This window comes from Lacibacter sp. H407, from assembly GCF_037892605.1.
Lineage (GTDB): Bacteria > Bacteroidota > Bacteroidia > Chitinophagales > Chitinophagaceae > Lacibacter.
The window spans coordinates 3,575,018-3,591,687 of the sequence record NZ_JBBKTU010000001.1 but is presented as its reverse complement, the minus strand read 5'-3'; the positions used below and the strand labels follow the sequence as shown (position 1 = coordinate 3,591,687).

Below are 16,670 nucleotides of genomic sequence, written 5' to 3'. Positions count from 1 at the left end.
CAACATGAAAACTATTTCCTCCTTACTATTATTCATTTTTCTGTTTACCAGTTCATCAGCTGTTGCACAACAACCAAATATCATTTTCATTTTTGCTGATGATCTGGGTTATGGAGAATTGGGCTGTTATGGTCAGCAGAAAATTGAAACCCCCAACCTTGATGCATTGGCAGCGAAAGGGAAAAAGTTTACTTCATTTTATTCCGGCACATCGGTTTGTGCACCATCACGTGCATCGTTGATGACAGGTTTGCATACCGGCCATACTCCTATCCGTGGCAACAAACAATTTCCACCGGAAGGTCAAACACCATTACCTGAATCAACCAAAACCTTCGCCACTTATTTACAGCAAAATGGATATGCAACGGCAACTTTTGGCAAATGGGGAATGGGCTTCAACCAAAACAGCGGCGATCCGAATAAAAAAGGATTTGATCTTTTCTATGGCTATAATGATCAGGCGTTGGCACATGACTTCTACCCTCCATACCTGTGGAAGAATCATGAGAAAGTTGACCTTTCAATCAATAAACAATACGACTCTGTTTATTCTGCCGCACTAATTCATCAACAGGCAGTGCGATACATTAAAGAAGCGAATAGTAAACCTTTCTTCATGTATCTCTCCTACACCTTGCCACATGGTGATGTAATTGGGCCGCACGACAGTTTGTACGATTACTATAAGCAGAAGTTCAATGAGCAACCGCTTACCGGTGCAGCATTAAAAACAAGACCGCACAATATGAATCCGGAACCCTATCCGCATGCACAGTTTGCGGCAATGGTTGGCCGGCTTGATCTGTATGTTGGTGAAATTGTAAAAGCGATTCAGGAAAAAGGCGTGGCCGAAAATACACTCATCATTTTCACCAGTGATAACGGGCCGCACAAAGAGAACGGTGGTGACCCTGAGTTCTTCAACAGCAATGGAATTTATCGTGGTATTAAGCGTGACTTGTATGAAGGCGGCATGCGTGTTCCTTTCATTGCCTATTGGCCCACAAAAATAAAACCGGCAGTAGTTACACAACCTGCTGCATTATGGGATATGTATCCCACTTTTTTAGATTTAGCAAAAGTTCCTGTTACCGAAAAGATCGACGGCATATCGATTGTTCCGTTACTTACGCAAAATAAAGGGCGACAAAAACTTCATGACTTTTTCTATTGGGAGTTTCATGAAAATGATGGACGACAAGCGGTGCGTTGGGGAAAATGGAAAGGCGTACGTATGGGTGTAAGTAAAAATGAAAATGCACCAATTGAATTATATAATCTCAATACCGATCCATTAGAGCAAACAAATCTTGCCGCAAAATATCCATCTGTTGTAAAAGTGATTGAGCAATTGATGAAACAGGAACATGTTTACAATCCCGATTGGCCTTTGCTTTCGTCAGAAAAAAACAAGTAGGATTTCCTAATCGTTGAGAATATACACGATCAAACTTCTGGCACCATGTGCACCAATCACTAATGATTGCTCAATATCGGCTGTTTTAGATGGGCCAGCAAGAAAAACACCAAAACCTTCTTTCGTCGTTTCAATTTGCTGATAGGCATGATGCATGGTTGGTACAATATTTTTCTTTTCAATTACAATGACCAGGTGCTGACAAATAAAAGGCAATAACCGATTGCCCATTTGACTTTCGTATAGCCAAATAGCACCGTTCTCTGCAACAGCAATTGTTCCTTCCAGGTAAGCTATTTCAACTGCAGCAAGATCGGTTGCAGACAGGTGATCAAGTGAATCTTCTACTTCTCCAAGCGCTGCAATTCTGTTCACCACAAAATCACCATTTGCTTTTTTTGCCTGCAGTTCTTCTTTTAAAGAGTTGAGGTCTTGCAATTCAACTGTACCACCACCGATGCTTTGCAACACCGTTTTGTATTGTTGCAACAGATCGTTGTATTGAATAACTTCCGTCAAATTAATTGCAGGCAGATCAACCAAGGTTGGTTTGTTTGCAGTAATGGCTTTTAATATCGTTTCTCTTGCGCTCATTGTTGTTTGTTCTTGATGTACCAATCACGGAAGCTTTCTTTCGGAGGTGCCGGCATCTCCCGTTGTTTATACCATGGATTGAGTTTGTTATTGAGCAACCACGGGAACATCCGCATCACAGCTCTTCCTGCTTTACCAGCAAAGCGATATAGTCCCGGTCTTGCTAACACAAAGGCCATTCCTTGTAAACCAATTTTCTTGGTGGTATCAACATAACCTTCTGCAACTAATACCTGTCTCCATTTCCATAACTGATCATGGATATCAATTTTCACCGGGCATACATTGCTGCAGCTACCGCAGAGTGTGGATGCAAATGGCAAGTCAGCGTTTGCACGCATATCAATATTAGGGTTGAGAATAGAACCGATTGGACCTGCAACTGCTGTATGATAACTATGTCCGCCACTTCTTCTATAAACGGGACAGGTATTGAAACATGCTGCACAACGGATACACTTCAACGAGTTTCTGAAATCAGCACGCCCTAATTGCCTGCTCCGTCCATTATCAACAATGATGATGTGCATCTCCTGCCCTTCTCTTGGTTTGTGAAAATGACTGGAGTAAGTGGTAATGGGTTGACCTGTTGCGCTACGTGCAAGCAATCGAAGAAATACACTCAGATGTTCTGCTTTGGGAATCATCTTTTCAAAACCCATACAGGCAATATGAATTTTTGCAGCATGTGCACCCATGTCGGCATTGCCTTCATTGGTACAAACTACAAAGCCTCCAGTTTCTGCAACTGCAAAGTTTACTCCCGTAATTGCCAGTTCAGATTCAATAAATTTTTCACGTAAATGCTGGCGTGCAGCTTCCGTTAAATATTGCGGATCGTTATTTCCTTTTTCTGTGTGCAGATGTTCATGAAATGTATCACTTACATCCTGTTTTTTCAAGTGAATTGCAGGTAATACAATATGGCTGGGCGCTTCATTCCTGAACTGCACAATACGTTCGCCGAGATCTGTATCAACTGTTTCTATTCCTTTTGCATGTAAGAACTCATTCAAGCCACATTCTTCCGTAAGCATACTCTTACTCTTAACGATCTTCTGAATATTGTTTTGCTGAATGATATCGAAAATGATGCGGTTATGATCTGCGCCGTCTGTTGCCCAATGTACGGTTATGCCGTTTGCATTTGCATTACGTTCAAACTCCAGTAAATAATTATCGAGATTGGAAAGTGTATGATCTTTTATTTGTGATGCCCATTCTCTCAGCTTTTCCCATTCGGGTAAACCATGAGCAGCTTTATCTCTTTTTTGACGAACAAACCAAAGTGTTTCGTCGTGCCAATCAGTTCTTGGTTCGTCTTTAATGAATTGCTCTGCAGCTTCAGCATGGGAAAGTTTACTTGTACTCATGCATTGCTGTTTAAAATTTCTGCAATATGAACCGTCTTCACCTTGCTGCCATTACGTTTTAAAATTCCTTCCAGATGCATCAGGCAACTTACATCTCCACCGGTAATGTATTCAACATTATTTGTTGCATGGTCTGCAATACGATCCTTCCCCATCTTCACACTCACCGCTTCTTCAAATACACAAAACGTTCCGCCAAAGCCGCAACATTCATCACTACGAACAGGGAGCGTGAGTTCCAAACCTTTTACCATGCTCAACAATTGCTGTGGTTTTGAAAACGCCGGTAACATCCGTTCACTCATTGAAGACAGATGCAAACCTCGCTGACCATGACAACTATTATGTAATCCTACTTTATGTGGAAAGGAAGCTTCGAGCTTTTCTATTTTAAGTATGTCAACCAAAAATTCCGTGAGTTCGTACACGTGTTTACGGATATGTTCTGCTTCACCGGGATGTTGCTCATCGTGCAGGTGTTCTTTTAAATGCAACACACAGCTGCCCGATGGCCCAACGATATAATCGAAGCCACGGAAATTGGCAACAAAGTTTTTATCACAATTTTTGCTGAGGGCTGCAAATCCACTGTTGGCCATTGGCTGTCCGCAACATGTTTGATTGAGAGGAAAAGAAACGTTACATCCAAATTTTTCTAAGAGTTGTAATGTAGCAATACCAACCTGCGGGTAAAACTGATCAATATAACAGGGAATAAACAATCCAACTTTCATGTGTACATTTTTATTGCTCATTGGCCACAAAGTATAAAGCATTAAAAATTATCATCGCCGGTTAATGAAAAATTGCTCGATAATTTTTAATGGCTATTTCATACGCTTTTCCACTTCATCGTTTCTGTTGTTCGGAGTAATATTTTAATTCAATGATATCGGTTGGCAATACTTTTTTGTTCCAATGTTCATGCATCACTAATGCTGCTCCTAATGCAGAAGCCTGTGCCACAGATGCAGCATATACTTCAACACCTGGAAACACATCCGCCATCATGTGCATAAAGATGGGATTTTTCCCAAAGCCGCCATCAACAAAAATACGTTTCACCTGAGTTCCTTTCAATACAAGATTGGTACTATATAATTGTTGTGTAATAATATCGGCTATTAATTGATGATAGGCCTGCTCATAGTTTTTGAACTTCTTCAGATCCCGTTTGGCAAAAACCGATTGCTGGATCATGACATCATCAGCACCTTTTTTTGTGAATGCTTTGCCTAACTCCAATTGATCAATAATGGTTTGATCGCACTCAACTGTTTTATAATGATCTTCCGGCAATTTAAAAAATGCGGCTAATCGTTTAGTTTGTTGTTCGTGTTCGTAACCTGCAAACAAACGGGATGCTTTCACAGGATTACCTTCATACGAAAGATAACAGAGACAATCCTGGTGCAATTCAAGATCACTTAACTGTGAATGATTGAACGGATTCAACGTGATGCACCATGTTCCGGTTGATAACAGAATAAACGGCTCATGAAACGATGCGAGGTAAGGGATCAAAGCAGAAGAGCTATCGTGCAAACCTCCTCCCACCGGAATCTTTTTATCTGTATAACCTGCAACAGCATTGCTTTTTAAAACAGGAGCAAATTTGTCAGCAACTCCTTCCTTCTTAACCCAATCATGGTAATGCTTTTCCTGGAAGTCCCAGAGATTTGTATGACAGCCGATGCTTGTAATATCAGTATGCAACTTTCCGGAAAGAATAAAACATAAATACTGTGGCAGATGCAATGCGTATTTGATCTCAGCAAATACTTCCGGCTTTTCATGTTTCAACCGGTATAACTGCATGCCTGAATTAAGATTACCTAAAACAGGTGATGCTGTTTCTTTCGAAACCCGGCTTTCGCCACCATAGTCTTTGTAGAATTTTTCCTGTAATGCAGGATCGTAAGGCTTCAGGTAATTATATAACGGCGGAATAACCTTTAAGTCTTTATCGAGATAAACAAAGCTTGCACCGTAAGCCGAAAAATTGACGGCTTTGATTTGAAAGCGATCGTCTTTCAGCAAAGCTTCGAATGTATCATTTACCCATTGTGTAAGCAGTTCAACATCCTCACATGCAAAACCATCTTCATCTTTAGCTTCATCTAACTGCCGACTTTCTTCATGAACAACTTTGTAATGTTCATCAAACAACAACAGTTTTTTGTTGGTTTTGCCAATATCAAAAATCGCTATAACGGGAATCTTACTCATCACAATCCTGTTGCAACAGTCTTACTGCCTCTTTCTTTTATCAATTGCTCCCTCAGTTTCTGTTCACGGAAGAATTGTAAAGGATACAATGCTGCTCCACTTCTCAATCTTGCTTCAGCAACCAATGCACGCAGATCTGTTCTGAAAGTATTTTGCAATACTTCCTGTGCGGCTACCACGTCATTTGCTTCCTGTGCTGCATTTAATTTTTTACGATCAACAGTTAATGCCTGCGCATAAGCGATCATGATGGCTTCTACTGATTGTAACAGATCTTCTAACGGATCTTTTACGTTGTGGCTTGCATCGATCATCCAGCCGAGATCAGTTGTATGATCCATGCCTCTTGCATCCATTCCTTCAACCAGTTCATTAAAAATTAAAAACAGTTGATAAGGTTTGATGCTGCCTACAGTTAGATCATCATCACCATATTTACTATCGTTGAAATGGAAACCGGCAAGCTTGCCTTCCATCAATAACAATGCAACGATCTGTTCAATGTTTGCGTTAGGAAGATGATGTCCAAGATCTACTAATGTATATGCTTTTGGTCCGAGTTTGTTTGCATACAACAATGATTGTCCCCAATCGCCTACTGTCATTGAGTAGAAGTTTGGTTCAAATGCTTTGTATTCAACAAACACTTTCCAATCATCTGGTAAAGCTGCATAGATTTCCTGCAGACTTTCCAATGTATTCTGAAATGCTTTTCTGAAATTTAATTGACCTGGGAAACAACTGCCATCACTTAACCAAACGGTTAATGCAGTTGAACCAAGTTCAACACCATGTTTAATAACTTCAATATTATGTTCAATGGCTTGTTTGCGTACAGCCTTGTTTACATGTTGTAATGAACCGAATTTATAACTCAGCTCCTGCTCTTTCTGATCTTGAAATGTATTTGAATTTACTGCATCAAACTTCAAACCCAGTTGCGCCGCAGAGGCTTTGATAGATGCATAGTTGTCAGGAATATCCCACGGAATATGTAATGAAATGGCACCACTCGATTGGTTGAGCGCATGCAGCAAACCAACATCTTCTAATTTCTGTTCTAAACTGCCGGGCTCACCTGCACCTGCAAAACGACCGAATCTTGTTCCACCTGTACCCAATGCCCAACTTGGGATTGCCACCTGGAAGTCGATAAGTTTTTGTAACACCTCTTCAACATTCGGAATATCTGCTGCAATGAAATCGAATTTTCGTTGATGCTCTGCGGTATGCAATCCGTTAAACTCTGCGATCCTGTTTTTTTCTATACGCATACATTCAATTTATAACTGTTAAGTTAATCAATTTAAAAAAAAGGGTCGAATGAGAGCAGACAACCCGTTTTAAATAACTATTGATTATGAGAAAAAAGATTTCCTACCGTACAAAAGCTGTAGCAACTCCACCATCAACGTTTAACACATTTCCGGTTGATTTATGTAACAGCCCACCTGCAAATGCAAAACATGCATTGGCAATATCTTCAGGTAGTATAATTTCATTTAATAAAGTTCGTCCTGCATAATAAGCCGGTAACTCTTCAATACTGATGCCATAAGCCTTGGCTCTGCCTTCGGCCCATCCGCCGCTCCAGATATTGCTGCCGGCAATTACCGCATCAGGATTCACCACATTCACACGGATCTTATCTTTTCCTAATTCAGCGGCATTCAATCGGCTCAAATGCATTTGTGCTGCTTTTGCTGAACCATAGCCTGCGTTATTAGGTCCGCTTACAAGTGCATTCTTACTAACAATGTTCAACACATCGCCACCCAATCCCTGTTTACGCATTACTTCAACCGCTTTTTGCGTCACCATGAATTGACCTTTCACCAATACATCATATAACAGATCCCAATCTTTTTCTGTATGCTCTTCAATTGGTTTTGAAATGGAAAGACCTGCGTTGTTGACAATAATATCCACGCCGCCAAATGCAAGTGCAGATGTAGCCATTGTTGTGCTGATGGTATCAGCATCGGTTACATCCAATATATCAGCAGCTACTGTATCTTTTCCGAATTGCTTGATGAATTCTTCTTTTGCTTCCGACAAACGTTCCGGATTCATATCGTTGAGGATCACACATGCGCCTTCTTCTGCAAATTTTTTCGCAATCGCTTTACCAATTCCGCCACCGCTTCCTGTTACCAATACAATTTTTCCACTCAATGCTTTTGGCTTCGGCATGCGTTGCAATTTCGCTTCTTCCAGTAACCAGTATTCAATGTTGAATGCTTCCTGGCGTGGCAATGAAGTGTATTCAGAAATTGCTTCAGCTCCTTTCATTACATTGATGGCATTGATATAAAACTCAGCTGCTACTCTTGCTGTTTGCTTGTCTTTTGCAAACGTGAACATACCAACACCGGGATAGAGAATCACCACAGGATTTGGATCACGCATGGCCGGACTGTTTGCATGTTTGCAGGTGGTATAATACTCTGCATACATCTTGCGGTATGCTTCAAACAATGGTGTAATTTTTTCTTTGATCGCTGTTACATCGCTCAAATTTTCTGTTGGTGCAAGGTTGAGTACCAATGGAGAAATTTTGGTACGAAGGAAATGATCCGGACAACTTGTTCCCAACGGAGCTAACCGATCAAGATCATTAGAATTGATGTATTCCAACACTCTTGCATCATCAGTAAAATGACCGATCATTCGATTTTGTGAAGAACAAAAACCACGTAACACCGGCGCCAATACAGCCGCCTGTTGTTTACGCTCTGCTTCCGGTAATGAGCTCAACTTTGCACCGCCGAATATCGCTGTTTGCTTTTTGATATTATCTTCTAAATAATCTGCACAACGCTCAATTACTTCCAATGTGTTGATATATGATTCGTATGCGGTATCGCCCCAGGTAAACAAACCATGTGAGCCAAGCATGATACCACGGATGCCGGGATTTTCATCCAAACATTGTTTTAATTGCAGGCCAAGATCGAAACCCGGTTTTTGCCAGGGCACCCAACCTATTGTTCCGTTAAATAATTCTTTGGTGATCTTCTCTCCATCTTTTGCAGCAGCAATAGCAATGGCTGCATCGGGATGTAAATGATCTATATGTTTAAACGGAAGAAATCCATGCAATGGTGTATCGATCGATGGCGCTTTTGAAGCCAGATCATAAATACAATGATTGAACAGTTCAACCATTTCATCTTCATGATCCATTCCACGATAAATATTTTTTAAACTACGTAAGCGATCTACATAAAGTGCCGCTAATCCGCTGCGCTTCATCGTGCCAAGGTCACCACCGCTACCTTTCACCCACATCACTTCCACTTCGTTGCCTGTCAATGGATCTTTTGCCATTGCTTTGCACGAAGTGTTACCACCACCATAGTTGGTTAGTCTTAAATCGGCGCCCAATAAATTGGAACGATACACTAATAACGCTACTTCATCGCCTGCTAATGCTGCCGCTTTGGCATCATCCCACAAATAGCTTACGTGTTTATACTTTTTTGTTTCTACTGACATAACATACCTCTTTTATATTTTTAATGCAGGCTATTTCCATATCCTACCAGTAACACTGAAAGAATAATGATGATGATACCTGTTGTAACGGTCATGATTGTTTTTTTACTTACGCCCTTCCATTCTTTTAAGAGTAATCCCCACATATTGGCTACAAGAATAATGAACGCCATGTGCAAAATCCATGAGCTGGGTCCGTTTCCTAATTTACTTTCGCCCATACCATAAAAGAAAAACTGCAGGAACCAGGTAGTACCGGCCAATGCCGCAAACAGATAGTTCTTGAACAAAGGCGTTTTCTTATTGGTATAATCGCCAAACGATTTATTGCGTGCATTTAAAATAACACACCATATCAAGTTGGTGGTTAATCCACCCCATAATAACACCACATAAATCACATTGTTGCGGTATAAAAATTCCCCTTCACCGGGGTTAGCTGCTACCCATGCTTCATTCGCAACGGTTGCAAGTGTTTGTCCGGCTTCTAATCCAAAATTAAAACAGGCACTTAACACACCTGATACTATGGATACAAACATTCCCAATGCAAATTTGTATTCTGTTTTTACTTCAGCACCATGCGGATCGGTACCGGCAACATTTAATTCTTTTTCTTTCATCATACCTGCTTTACCACTAATGATGATTCCGATCACACACACGAGCAAACCAGCTAAGATGGTTAAGCCCCAGGTAGAACCAACCATCATACTAAAGGTATCTTTCGCTGCAACCGGATTGAAGTCGTAATAAATGGCGGGGATGATGGCGCCAAACACCATACATAAACCGAGGATGATACTGCTGCCCAGCGATACACCAAGGTAACGCACACCAAGGCCATACGTTAATCCGCCAATACCCCATAAAATGCCGAACATATAGGTAGCCGCCAATACAGGACCTGCTTCGCCTTTAATAATGTCAACAAAACCGGGAATGGTAAGATAAGCTGCTAAGGGAGGAACAATGAGCCAGGAAAACAATCCGCCAATGATCCAATAACTCTCCCAATGCCATCCTTTTACTTTTTTGTAAGGGATATAAAAGCTTCCGGAAGCAAAGCCGCCGATGAAGTGAAAGATCACACCTAATAAAACCTGCATTCGTTAGTATTTTTTTATAAAGCAAGGATGATAGGGATAAAATTACCTCCTCCCCACCCGTTTACTGTCATGTACTATCATGTCAATATACTATCCATTTGTTCATGCATCCGTTGTTTTTAAGAAATTACTTACCTTTTGCCCCTCAACGTAACCCCGGAACATCCGGATTGCCATCATTTGAAAACGAACTGCAAGCATGTCAAGCGACAATATATACCGGCATATACTGATTGATGAACAATCCATCACCCCAAAATATGTACAACTCATCAACTCCATTTTAAAAGGTGTTGAGCAGGGAAATATCGGGAAGGATTATCAACTTCCTTCGATCAACGATCTGAGTTATGAATTGGATATCTCCCGGGATACAGCTGAAAAAGCATACCGACAGTTGAAGCAATTGGGCGTGGTGGGATCTGTACCCGGCAAAGGTTATTTTATTTCAAAGACCGATGTAAAACAAAGCATTCGTGTGTTCCTCATATTCAATAAGCTGAGTACACACAAAAAACTCATTTACGATTCGTTTGTAAAAACATTGGGCGAACAAGCAGCCATCGATTTTTATATCTATAATAATGATTTCAGTTTATTTAAAAAATTACTGCAAAACCGAAGAGAAGGTTATACGCATTATGTCGTGATCCCCCATTTTTTGGAAGGCGGCGATAATGCAGCAGAAGTGATCAATGAGATCAACGAAGGTCAACTCATTTTGTTGGACAAATTGATACCAGGTATAAAAGGTGAATATGGTGCTGTGTACGAAAATTTTGAGAAAGACATTTTCAATGCCCTCAAAGAAGCATTGCCCAGCCTGAGCAATTATCACACATTGAAACTGGTGTTCCCTTCCTATACTTACTTCCCTGATGAAATACTGAAAGGATTTGAAAACTTCTGTATGGAGTATGCATTCCAACACAAAGTAGTACACAAGATCAAAGATGAAACGATTGCTGAAGGAGATGTATATATCAATTTGATGGAAGATGATTTGTTGATCCTGTTAGATAAAATACAATCTACCAAATTAGAGGTGGGAAAAGATATCGGCATCATCTCTTACAACGAAACGCCTTGGAAACGTTTTATGCTGGATGGCATTACCACCATCTCCACCGATTTTAAACAAATGGGCGAAATGGTCGCCAATATGATTTTGCAAAACGATCAGAAGCATTTGGAAGTACCGTTTGCGTTAACGTTGCGGAAGTCGTTGTAATAAAGATCATCATCGAAATACTCGACATGCTGTTTGAAAAGCGACAGGCTTAAGTATACCACACTAATTATTGTTACGATTCTTGAAAGCAGACACCCTTTCAAACAACAACTCCGGTTCATTCGTGGTAATAAATTCAAATCCATTTTCAAGAAGCCAGTCCATCGTGGCCGCATCGTTCACCGTCCATGCATTCAAAATAATATTGTGTTGTTTGGCTTCTGCAATCCATCCCGGATTTTTTTGAAAGACGGTAAAATGATAATCGGCGCCATCGATCTTATCAGCTTTTAATTGTGCAGGCGATTTATTGCCTTCGAGATATTGTAACGAAGCAGTTGCATCCAGCTCTCTTATCTTCAAAAGAATATCATAGTCAAAACTGATATACACGATCATTGCTTCCGCTTTTAAACGCTTTACAAGTTGTACTGCTTTCTCTGCACTTTGCTTTGCACGTTCTTTACTGATGCCGGATGGCTTTAATTCCAACACCAAGCGTGTTGTGCTGTTATTTTGCAAACCTGCTTCCAGATATTGCTGCAGCGTTGGCAACTGCTCACCATTTGAAAGTGTAAACTGCTGCAACTGTGCAAAAGTTGATCTCTCCACTTCCAGTTTATTGAAATGCGGATCATGATTAATGATCAGGGAATCATCAGCTGTCATCCGCACATCAAATTCAGAACCCGTACATTTCAAACGGATGGCTTTCTTTAATCCTGCAATGGAGTTTTCAGGCAGTTTGTTTTTCTTGAACGCACCTCTGTGCGCTACAACGGGGTTTTGAGCAAATTGCATAACAATCGTTTTTTGTGAAGCAACCGAACAAGCGGCAGCAAAAAGCAACACGAACAGAATTTTATTCATGATCAGTTATATAGGTAGAAAGCGAAAGCAGCAATTTACAGAGAAAACAAACCGATGCGGTCTGGTTTGTAAGAAGATTAAGTAATGAATAAAAAAAGTCCCCCGTTATCCGGGGGACTCTTATGCTGCTTCAATTTTATTCTGTTTCATTTGTCCGTTCTCTTAAGGTACAGAAGCCAGCGTAGTTTGGTTCATAGGGCCAGAATTCAAAAACAGGCCTTCATTGGATTTTAGCGGCTTTCGCCATTTGGTTTTTTGGATATTCGGATCAATCTGTTGGTGACACAAGGTTACAGCAGATAAATTGTAATTCGAACAATTTATTGTGTTTATAATCAAAAATTCGTGCTTACCTAACAAAGCCATAAGTGAATGTACTTAGCGGCTTTCTAAAACAGGTGGTTTTACTACGGAAAAACAAGTCATCCACATCGTTGTGAACAACTTTTTCAAGATATGTTGTACAGTTTTTGCAATTTAAATTCCAGATTAAGGCATCTTAGCATCGAAACTGAATAGATGGAACAAACGAAAGAAATATCAGCATTACTTCACCTCATTGACGACCCCGATGATGAAGTGTACAATACGGTGAGTGAGAAGATCATTTCGTTGGGCAAAGAGATCATTCCCAACCTTGAACATTTATGGGAAACCACAGCCGATGAATATACACAGGAGCGCATTGAGATGCTGATCCATGGTTTGCATTTTCGTGAATTGCAGGAAGATGTAAATGCGTGGGCCAACGATAAAGAACATGATCTTTTTACAGGCGCATTGCTGGTGAGCCGTTATCAGTACCCCGATCTGAATTTATTATCGCATTACCAGGAACTGGAAAAAGTGCGACGGAACGTGTGGCTGGAATTGAACAGCTTTCTTACGTCACTGGAAAAAGTAAATGTGCTCAACAATATCCTGTTCAATTATTACAAGATCAAAGGAACAGAGATCAATTACAATCATGGCGATGAATTTTTAGTTCATAAACTCATCGAAGCGAAAAAAGGAAATGCTATTTCAATTGGCATCCTGCTGCTTTCATTGGCCAACCTGCTGGATATTAATCTGCACATGATCAATATCCCAAGGCAATTCATTCTTGGTTATTTTGATGATGATCCTGAGAATAGTGTTGACTCAGATTTTCCGCCGGAACATATCCAGTTTTATATGGATGGAGCCAGTGGACAGATCTTTTCGCACAAAGATGTAGAAACATATTTCAAACGCATCAGCGTATCCCCTACTACTTCTTATTTCAAACCCATGAGCAACAAACGCATTATCCAACGAATGCTGGAAGAATATGCAAAGTGTTTTGATAAAGAAAAGAATGCTTACAAGAAAAGAGATCTGCTTGCACTTGCTTCGCAACTAAATGATATGGAGGATGAGTGAACTGATCACCGGGGCTGATTTTGAAAAAATAAATATCTGCGCAGGCACCATCATTGAAGCAGCCGATTTTCCCAATGCTCGAAAGCCTGCTTATCAACTTTCGATCGATTTTGGTCCGCTAGGCATCAAACGATCATCGGCACAAATCACTCATCATTACAACAAAGAAGAATTGATTGGCAAACAGGTAGTGGCAGTACTCAACTTTCCGGTAAAACAGATCGCTACTTTTTTCAGTGAATGTCTTGTATTAGGTGTGTATGATCCCGAAGGAAACGTTGTATTGTTGAAACCCGATAAAGAAGTGCAAAACGGAGGTAAAATTGGCTGACCATTTGATCCATACGGCACTCTATCATTCTCCGCTCGGCATGTTGTTGTTGCAATCGGAAGAAGAACAATTGACTGTTGCCGGTTTTAAGGATGAAGCTGCTGTTACAGCAACCGAAGCAACTTCATCGCTTGTGTTACAAAAAACAATTCTACAACTGGACGAATATTTTGCGGGCACCCGTCAACAATTTGACCTCCCATTAAATCCTAACGGTACTGCCTTTCAACAAAAGGTATGGCAACAATTAATTCAAATCCCTTTCGGTGAAACGATCACTTACCTGCACATGGCCAAGCGTTTGGGAAATGTAAAAAGCATACGAGCTGCAGCATCAGCAAATGGAAAAAATCCATTAGCGATCATTATTCCCTGTCATCGTGTTGTTGGAGCTGATGGAAAATTAACGGGCTATGCAGGTGGATTGCATCGTAAGCAATGGTTGTTGGACCATGAAGCGAAAATGGCGGGCAAACAATCGAAATTGTTTTAATTACTTCATATCATCACTGGTAAATGAAAGCGGCAATAACATTCCTGCATCAGGAATGATAAATACTTTGCCATTCATTCCACCCAATATTAAACGGATCGGCACTTTTGTTTTTTGACGAAACTCCTGTAATGCCTGCCTGCAAATACCACAAGGTGAAATGGGATGATTGCTTTCTCCGTTATTGTTGTTGTAACTGATAGCGATTGTTTCGATGGGCATTTTCGGGTAGAGTGATGACACAGATGCCAGCACTACACGCTCCGCACACAAACCTGCCGGGAACGATGCGTTTTCCTGGTTACTGCCGGCTACTATTTCGCCGTTGTTGAGTTTGGCAACAGCCCCTACCTGGAAACGGGAGTAAGGAGCGTATGCATGTTGGGTAACTTCTCTTGCTTCATCGAGCAACCATTTGTCGTCTTCTGTAAGATCGTCAATAGAGTCGTAGATCTCATATTCGAAATGAATTTCCTGTTTATTCATAGTACACGTGTTTTGACAAAAAATCCCCCGAACATGTCGGAGGATCCATCATAAAAGCTCGGTATCAAATATACGGTATTATTTGATTGAACGGAAAATCCGGTTCCAGCGTGGGCCTTTGTTCCAACTGAAGAAAATCAGGGATGCTTTACCCACGACATGATCTTCCGGAACAAAACCCCAATAGCGGCTGTCCAATGAATTATGCCGGTTATCGCCCATCAGCCAGAAATAATCAAGTTTGAAGGTATAGCGATCAGTGGCTTGTCCATTCACAAAGAACTTACCATCCTTCATTTCAAAATCGTTGCCTTCGTAGGTGCGTATTACACGCTCATAACGGCTGTAAAGCTCGGGTGTAAGTTGAATGGTGGTTCCTTTTTTCGGAATGTAAAGTGGTCCGTAGTTATCGATAGTCCATTTAGTATAGATCGTATCGTTCGGGAATACATCTACCCCGCCGATCCCTCTAGTATCACGCTCGTAAGTATAGTTCACGGGTGTAATGGATTCAACAAACGATAGCTTGCTGAAGATGGCTACTTGTTCTTTGGTAAGAAAAATTTCATACAGGTTGTTGCCAATATCTCTCACCTCTCCTGCTTCGGAACGGATGCCATAACTTTCTTCCAATGTAGCATAATCCAACGGCTGACCTTTTGTTTTCAATACATAATTTGTTTCTGCAGCCGGAGGAATATCACCGATCTTTCCATTGATAAAAATCACACCATTCTTTATTTCAAGTGTATCGCCTGCAATGCCTACGCAACGCTTAATAAAGTTTTCACGCTTATCAACTGGTCTTGTAATGATGATGTCGCCATAATTATCCCATACACGTTGACGATCGCCGCCAAACTGCCGTATGGCTTCGTAGTAAGTTACTTTGGAACCAAAATTTTCTTCGTCATTAATAACGGTATCGCCTACCGGCAAATTGAAAACTACCACATCATTTCTCTTTACCGGTTTAGCAAACCAACGGCGATAGTCAAGCTTGATCCATTCGAGATATGATTTTGTTTTGGTGACAGGAAATGTATGATGCACCAAAGGAAATGCCAATGGCGTATTAGGAACACGGGAACCATAAGCCGTTTTGCTTACAAACAAAAAGTCGTTCACCAACAAGGAACGTTCCATGGAAGGTGTGGGAATTACATAGGCTTCAAACAAAAACATACGGATGAGTCCCGCCGCAACAATTGCAAAAATGGCAGCATCTACCCACTCACGTACAGCTGATTTTTTGTGACGGATCACCGAATCGGCGCCGAGGTATTTATCTGTTTTGTTAAAGCCGATGTATGTAAAATAAATAAATGGCACTAATACTGTTAACGCATGTTCCCAAAAAGCAAACTTGCCGAATGTTTTTACAAAATCAATTAAGATGGCAACAGTAATGAACCAACCAACTATCGGGATGAATTGAAGAAAGAACCAGTAACGCTTCATACCGGCGAGTTCCACCATTACCCAAACATTGTAAAAGGGTATCACTGCTTTCCAGGCCGGAACACCTGCTTTTTTAAACATGCCATATAAACCAATGGCAGGCAGGACTACTAAAAGCAGATTGATGATGAAAATCCAGAGAATCTCGTTTGTCGACATGCGTTCATTTTT

The 16,670-nt window shown here is 40.8% G+C and carries 15 protein-coding genes; 5 read left to right on the top strand and 10 right to left on the bottom strand.

Annotated features, from left to right (window positions below):
• Positions 1 to 4 precede the first annotated feature (4 nt).
• Positions 5 to 1,420 carry an arylsulfatase gene (locus WG989_RS15630; protein WP_340430801.1) on the top strand — a complete coding sequence of 472 codons (1,416 nt, stop codon included), beginning with the start codon at positions 5 to 7 and terminating at the stop codon, positions 1,418 to 1,420.
• Between the two features lie 6 nt (positions 1,421 to 1,426).
• On the opposite strand, the gene WG989_RS15625 is transcribed toward WG989_RS15630, so the two are convergent.
• The 7 genes from WG989_RS15625 to rhaT form a co-directional block, all read right to left on the bottom strand.
• The gene (locus WG989_RS15625) at positions 1,427 to 2,014 is read right to left on the bottom strand and encodes a LutC/YkgG family protein (RefSeq protein WP_340430799.1); all 588 of its coding nucleotides are present in this window, start codon (positions 2,012 to 2,014) and stop codon (positions 1,427 to 1,429) included.
• The gene (locus WG989_RS15620; protein WP_340430797.1) at positions 2,011 to 3,387 is read right to left on the bottom strand and encodes a lactate utilization protein B; all 1,377 of its coding nucleotides are present in this window, start codon (positions 3,385 to 3,387) and stop codon (positions 2,011 to 2,013) included. Before WG989_RS15620 ends, WG989_RS15625 begins: the two co-directional genes overlap by 4 nt.
• Complete coding sequence (locus WG989_RS15615; RefSeq protein ID WP_340430795.1) at positions 3,384 to 4,121, bottom strand: (Fe-S)-binding protein; 738 nt, start codon at positions 4,119 to 4,121, stop codon at positions 3,384 to 3,386. Before WG989_RS15615 ends, WG989_RS15620 begins: the two co-directional genes overlap by 4 nt.
• A gap of 115 nt (positions 4,122 to 4,236) precedes the next feature.
• On the bottom strand, positions 4,237 to 5,616 hold the full coding sequence (locus WG989_RS15610; protein ID WP_340430793.1) for an FGGY-family carbohydrate kinase: 1,380 nt from the start codon (positions 5,614 to 5,616) through the stop codon (positions 4,237 to 4,239).
• A complete protein-coding gene (locus tag WG989_RS15605) occupies positions 5,616 to 6,890 on the bottom strand; it encodes a sugar isomerase (protein WP_340430791.1) in 1,275 nt (424 codons plus the stop codon). The genes WG989_RS15610 and WG989_RS15605 overlap by 1 nt, the downstream gene beginning before the upstream one ends.
• Positions 6,891 to 6,993: 103 nt before the next feature.
• Complete coding sequence (locus WG989_RS15600) at positions 6,994 to 9,114, bottom strand: bifunctional aldolase/short-chain dehydrogenase (RefSeq protein WP_340430789.1); 2,121 nt, start codon at positions 9,112 to 9,114, stop codon at positions 6,994 to 6,996.
• Positions 9,115 to 9,134: 20 nt separating this feature from the next.
• Positions 9,135 to 10,223: an L-rhamnose/proton symporter RhaT gene (rhaT, locus tag WG989_RS15595; RefSeq protein WP_340430787.1), complete on the bottom strand. Its 1,089-nt coding sequence runs from the start codon at positions 10,221 to 10,223 to the stop codon at positions 9,135 to 9,137.
• 199 nt (positions 10,224 to 10,422) lie between these two features.
• Here rhaT and WG989_RS15590 point away from each other — a divergent pair, with 199 nt between their 5' ends.
• Positions 10,423 to 11,454, top strand: coding sequence for a GntR family transcriptional regulator (locus WG989_RS15590; protein WP_340430785.1), 1,032 nt, complete (start codon positions 10,423 to 10,425; stop codon positions 11,452 to 11,454).
• Between the two features lie 63 nt (positions 11,455 to 11,517).
• Here the strand turns inward: WG989_RS15590 and WG989_RS15585 are convergent, their stop codons facing one another.
• Positions 11,518 to 12,255 (bottom strand): glycerophosphodiester phosphodiesterase, encoded by a 738-nt coding sequence (locus WG989_RS15585; RefSeq protein WP_340430783.1) that lies wholly within the window; start codon positions 12,253 to 12,255, stop codon positions 11,518 to 11,520.
• A 588-nt stretch (positions 12,256 to 12,843) separates the two neighbouring features.
• On the opposite strand from WG989_RS15585, the gene WG989_RS15580 reads away from it, so the two are divergent.
• From WG989_RS15580 to WG989_RS15570, 3 genes are read left to right on the top strand one after another with little or no spacing between them, the layout of a single operon-like run.
• Positions 12,844 to 13,728 (top strand): transglutaminase family protein, encoded by an 885-nt coding sequence (locus tag WG989_RS15580; RefSeq protein WP_340430782.1) that lies wholly within the window; start codon positions 12,844 to 12,846, stop codon positions 13,726 to 13,728.
• Complete coding sequence (locus WG989_RS15575) at positions 13,721 to 14,059, top strand: tRNA-binding protein (protein WP_340430781.1); 339 nt, start codon at positions 13,721 to 13,723, stop codon at positions 14,057 to 14,059. The genes WG989_RS15580 and WG989_RS15575 overlap by 8 nt, the downstream gene beginning before the upstream one ends.
• Positions 14,052 to 14,552 carry a methylated-DNA--[protein]-cysteine S-methyltransferase gene (locus WG989_RS15570; RefSeq protein WP_340430780.1) on the top strand — a complete coding sequence of 167 codons (501 nt, stop codon included), beginning with the start codon at positions 14,052 to 14,054 and terminating at the stop codon, positions 14,550 to 14,552. The genes WG989_RS15575 and WG989_RS15570 overlap by 8 nt, the downstream gene beginning before the upstream one ends.
• Here the strand turns inward: WG989_RS15570 and WG989_RS15565 are convergent, their stop codons facing one another.
• A complete protein-coding gene (locus WG989_RS15565) occupies positions 14,553 to 15,038 on the bottom strand; it encodes a cytidine deaminase (protein ID WP_340430779.1) in 486 nt (161 codons plus the stop codon). It lies immediately after the preceding gene.
• Between the two features lie 78 nt (positions 15,039 to 15,116).
• On the bottom strand, positions 15,117 to 16,658 hold the full coding sequence (locus WG989_RS15560; RefSeq protein ID WP_340430778.1) for a S26 family signal peptidase: 1,542 nt from the start codon (positions 16,656 to 16,658) through the stop codon (positions 15,117 to 15,119).
• Between the last annotated feature and the right edge of the window lie 12 nt (positions 16,659 to 16,670).